This is a genomic window from Corynebacterium sp., from assembly GCF_030530965.1.
Taxonomy (GTDB): domain Bacteria; phylum Actinomycetota; class Actinomycetes; order Mycobacteriales; family Mycobacteriaceae; genus Corynebacterium.
This window is the reverse complement of sequence record NZ_JAUMTY010000088.1, coordinates 1-3,061: the sequence shown is the minus strand read 5'-3', so window position 1 is coordinate 3,061 and position 3,061 is coordinate 1. Positions and strand designations below refer to the sequence as shown.

Here is a 3,061-nt window from a genome sequence, read left to right as displayed (position 1 = left end):
CGTACACAGGTGAAGCGTTCCATGGTTTCTCCCAACCCGCTTCGCGGAGGAGGCCATCCACTAACCCGCCGGTAAAACCCCAAAGTAGAAGGTCTCCTATCCAGAAGGCGGGTCCGGTCCACCCTTGCCTGCCGACGGTTATTCGTATCGACGGGTCCGCCAGGTGTTCCAGCGGTATGGCGACGACGTCGGCCACCTCGGCGGGACTGGCGGGGTAGACGTGGGTGGGGTTGTTCCAGTACGCCAACACGGGCGAGACGACGTTTCCTGTGCGGGGGATGAGGATCGGGTGGAGGACTGCCAGCGGCGACATCGTGTCGGGGCGGACGGCTGTCTCCTCCTCCGCTTCTCGTACGGCGGTGTCGATGGGCGTGGCGTCCTCGGGGTCCTTCCGCCCACCAGGGAACGCCATTTGGCCCGAGTGCGACCGCAGGGTGGGCGCGCGGTGGGTCAGGAGCAGCCGGGCGTCCTCCGGGTAGGGCGTGCCGGGTGTGGGCTCGTACGTCGGGTCGCCGGCTAGGAGCATGAGTACTGCCGACGGGCGGGTCGCGTCGTCAAGCTGTGGCCTCCGCCGGGATAAGTCAGAGAGTTGACGACGAATACCGCCGTCGCGGGCGCGCTGTGTGATCGCGCGAAGCCACGGCGGAACCGCGTCGGGCAGCGGCGGCTGAGTGGGCTCTGAGAACGACGTCGGGAACCCTGTTTTCACGTGTGACCTCCTACACTTCGCAACGCTTCTGATCAGGATACGGCCTGGCGGTCGCGCCCGGTGGGAGTTTCCGAGCTATCCGTTCCGAGCAATCCGATCGGCCGAGAGCCCGTTAGCTGAGCGCTGCGGTGACCGCCGACTCTAATTCGCTGGTGCTGGTGAACGTTTGTGGGTACACCCTGGCGACCTCCCCGTTAGGTTTGAGAACCACCGTGATGGGGATAACCGACGGCAACTTCAATACCCGGGCAACGTCGCCACCCGAGTCCTGAAAACTGGCCAAGTGTTCCACGTGTAAGTCGGCGAGGACGCCGACGCCTGCGTCACCATTTTTATCGGCGTGCACGCCGACGACGTTCCACTCCGGGTGGGACTGGGCCACTTTGTCGACGATCGGAAGTTCCTTCTTGCACGGCTGGCACCAAAATGCCCACAGATTGATCACGGTAGGTTTGCCCGCGAGGTTACGGCTGAGTGGTTGGGCGTCGGCCTTGCTTGCGGAGTTGCCTAAGCATGGCAGTGTCACCGAGGCCAGGGGTGCAGTGGCGGCGTCCGAGTTTCCAGGACCTTCCGCGCTGTTCGACGCGGTGTCGGCGCCCGCAGTGGGGCACGCTGGCCGGCCAGTCGTGGGGTTGGAGGCCGGGGAATCTGCGTCTCCCGAACCGTCCGACGGATCGCCCTGGCCAGCATCACCCTGGCTACCAGATCCCTGACCAGCGGGATTATCAGATATCGCCGTTCCCGAATGTGCATCATTATGGCTAGATGTGGACCGCAGCATGAGGGGAACCGCGCAGATCACCAAGCCCGTCAGCACGGCGATAATCAGGATGGTCCAGCGTTGTTGTCGTCCCATCAGTGGCCCCCTAACGCTAGATCGAGAATGCGGTCACGCTCTGGCCCTTTGACCAGCTTCTCGGCCTCGTCGGGATTCGTCGGCCCCCACACCCCAAAACCGCGGCAGTCCTTCGCCAAGAAGCACGCACCGCACGCCGCCTTCCGCGAGTGGCACACACGTCGGCCATGAATAATGACTTCGTGGGAAAACGGCGTCCACCGCTTCTTCTCAATTAACTGGGCGACGTCCTGCTCGACCTTTTTCGGGTCCTTCGCGTCCGTCAAACCGAACCGACGCATCAGGCGGCCCATATGTGTGTCCACCGTGATCCCCGGCTTTCCGAACGCGTTCCCCAGGACGGTGTTCGCCGTCTTGCGCCCCACCCCAGGCAGCGAAACTAAGTCCGCCATCGTGTCCGGGACGGCACCGTCGAAACGAGTGACGAGTTCATGCCCCAGCGCAACCAAATTCCGCGCTTTGTTGTGGTAAAACCCCGTCGAGCGGATGTATTCTTCGACTTCCTCGACGCTGGCGTTGTCCAGATCCTCCGGGCCGGGGAACCGCTGAAACAACGCCGGCGTCACCGTATTCACCCGACGATCCGTGCACTGAGCAGACAAAATCGTGGCGACGACCATCTGATACGGATTCTCAAAGTTGAGTTCCGCTTTAGCGTCCGGATACGCGCGGTGTAGCGCGCGGGAGATCCTCCGAGCACGACGGACCTTGGCAAGCGGAGTCTCGGTAGTGGCCATGCCAACACCATAGCGGGCGCCCCGGACATAACGTCGGTATGGTAGACCGCATGGCCGGTTTATTTGCCCTCCTCGCACCATTCATTCTTATGGGATTCGCCATTGGCATGGAACGCTACGAACTCTTCGCGAAGAACGCCGGAAGGAAGAAGGCGTCGAGTCCCGGCGTCGAGGCGCACTAGGCACTAGAGCAGCCCCCGCCACGGCAGCCCCCGTGTGACGTCGTCAAGCGACGAGTTCTTACCGCAATTCGCTGGTTCCGTCGACAAAAAATAGTGTGTTCTTCGCCACTATGAAAGCTACGATAACGTAGGATACGTTATCAACGGGAGTTTACTTCTGAAAACGTGACCAACCGCACAAGCAGCGGTTTTGTCAATTCATCCCCGAAATTGGGCATTTTTTACGAACTTTCCGCCTTTTTATTGATTATTCCTCTCTATAAAACTCCCGCGTGAGGCTATTCCTAAATCGGACAAAGCTCTCACTTTTGGCGTGCCACGTAGTAATGTGAGGTGCGATACAGCGACGGGTGCGGTATTTAGTATCTAACACAGACGGCCGCGCACCGTGGCACTCGACCCTACTGCGAGAAGTGGAGACTACGTTGAGCGACGTCACCGAGATCCTCTCCCGTGCCGGCATTTTCCAAGGCGTTGACCCAGTTGCCGTCCGGAACCTCATCCATGATCTTGAGACGGTGCGATTCCCGCGCGGCACCACCATTTTCGACGAGGGTGAGCCCGGCGACCGCCTCTA

At 61.1% G+C, this 3,061-nt stretch carries 4 protein-coding genes and 1 pseudogene; 2 read left to right on the top strand and 3 right to left on the bottom strand.

What is annotated here, in order from left to right; genetic code table 11:
- The 3 genes from Q3981_RS10240 to nth form a co-directional block, all read right to left on the bottom strand.
- On the bottom strand, positions 1 to 709 hold a 709-nt coding region (locus tag Q3981_RS10240), incomplete at its 3' end, for a CoA pyrophosphatase (RefSeq protein ID WP_303125961.1).
- Between the two features lie 112 nt (positions 710 to 821).
- Positions 822 to 1,565, bottom strand: coding sequence for a thioredoxin-like domain-containing protein (locus Q3981_RS10235; RefSeq protein ID WP_303125959.1), 744 nt, complete (start codon positions 1,563 to 1,565; stop codon positions 822 to 824).
- Entirely contained in the window at positions 1,565 to 2,302 is a 738-nt protein-coding gene (gene nth, locus Q3981_RS10230; RefSeq protein ID WP_303125957.1) for an endonuclease III, read from the bottom strand. The genes Q3981_RS10235 and nth overlap by 1 nt, the downstream gene beginning before the upstream one ends.
- 50 nt (positions 2,303 to 2,352) lie before the next feature.
- Here nth and Q3981_RS10225 point away from each other — a divergent pair, with 50 nt between their 5' ends.
- Together Q3981_RS10225 and Q3981_RS10220 are read left to right on the top strand one after the other, a co-directional pair.
- The gene (locus Q3981_RS10225) at positions 2,353 to 2,484 is read left to right on the top strand and encodes a hypothetical protein (protein ID WP_260623998.1); all 132 of its coding nucleotides are present in this window, start codon (positions 2,353 to 2,355) and stop codon (positions 2,482 to 2,484) included.
- A gap of 425 nt (positions 2,485 to 2,909) precedes the next feature.
- Positions 2,910 to 3,061: pseudogene (locus tag Q3981_RS10220) on the top strand (Crp/Fnr family transcriptional regulator); the annotation flags it as partial.

Bases quoted from the DNA above. Each gene is read 5' to 3' on its own strand.
- Q3981_RS10235 (WP_303125959.1), bottom strand. From the start codon at position 1,565: ATGGGACGACAACAACGCTGGACCATCCTGATTATCGCCGTGCTGACG.
- nth (WP_303125957.1), bottom strand. From the start codon at position 2,302: ATGGCCACTACCGAGACTCCGCTTGCCAAGGTCCGTCGTGCTCGGAGG.
- Q3981_RS10225 (WP_260623998.1), top strand. From the start codon at position 2,353: ATGGCCGGTTTATTTGCCCTCCTCGCACCATTCATTCTTATGGGATTC.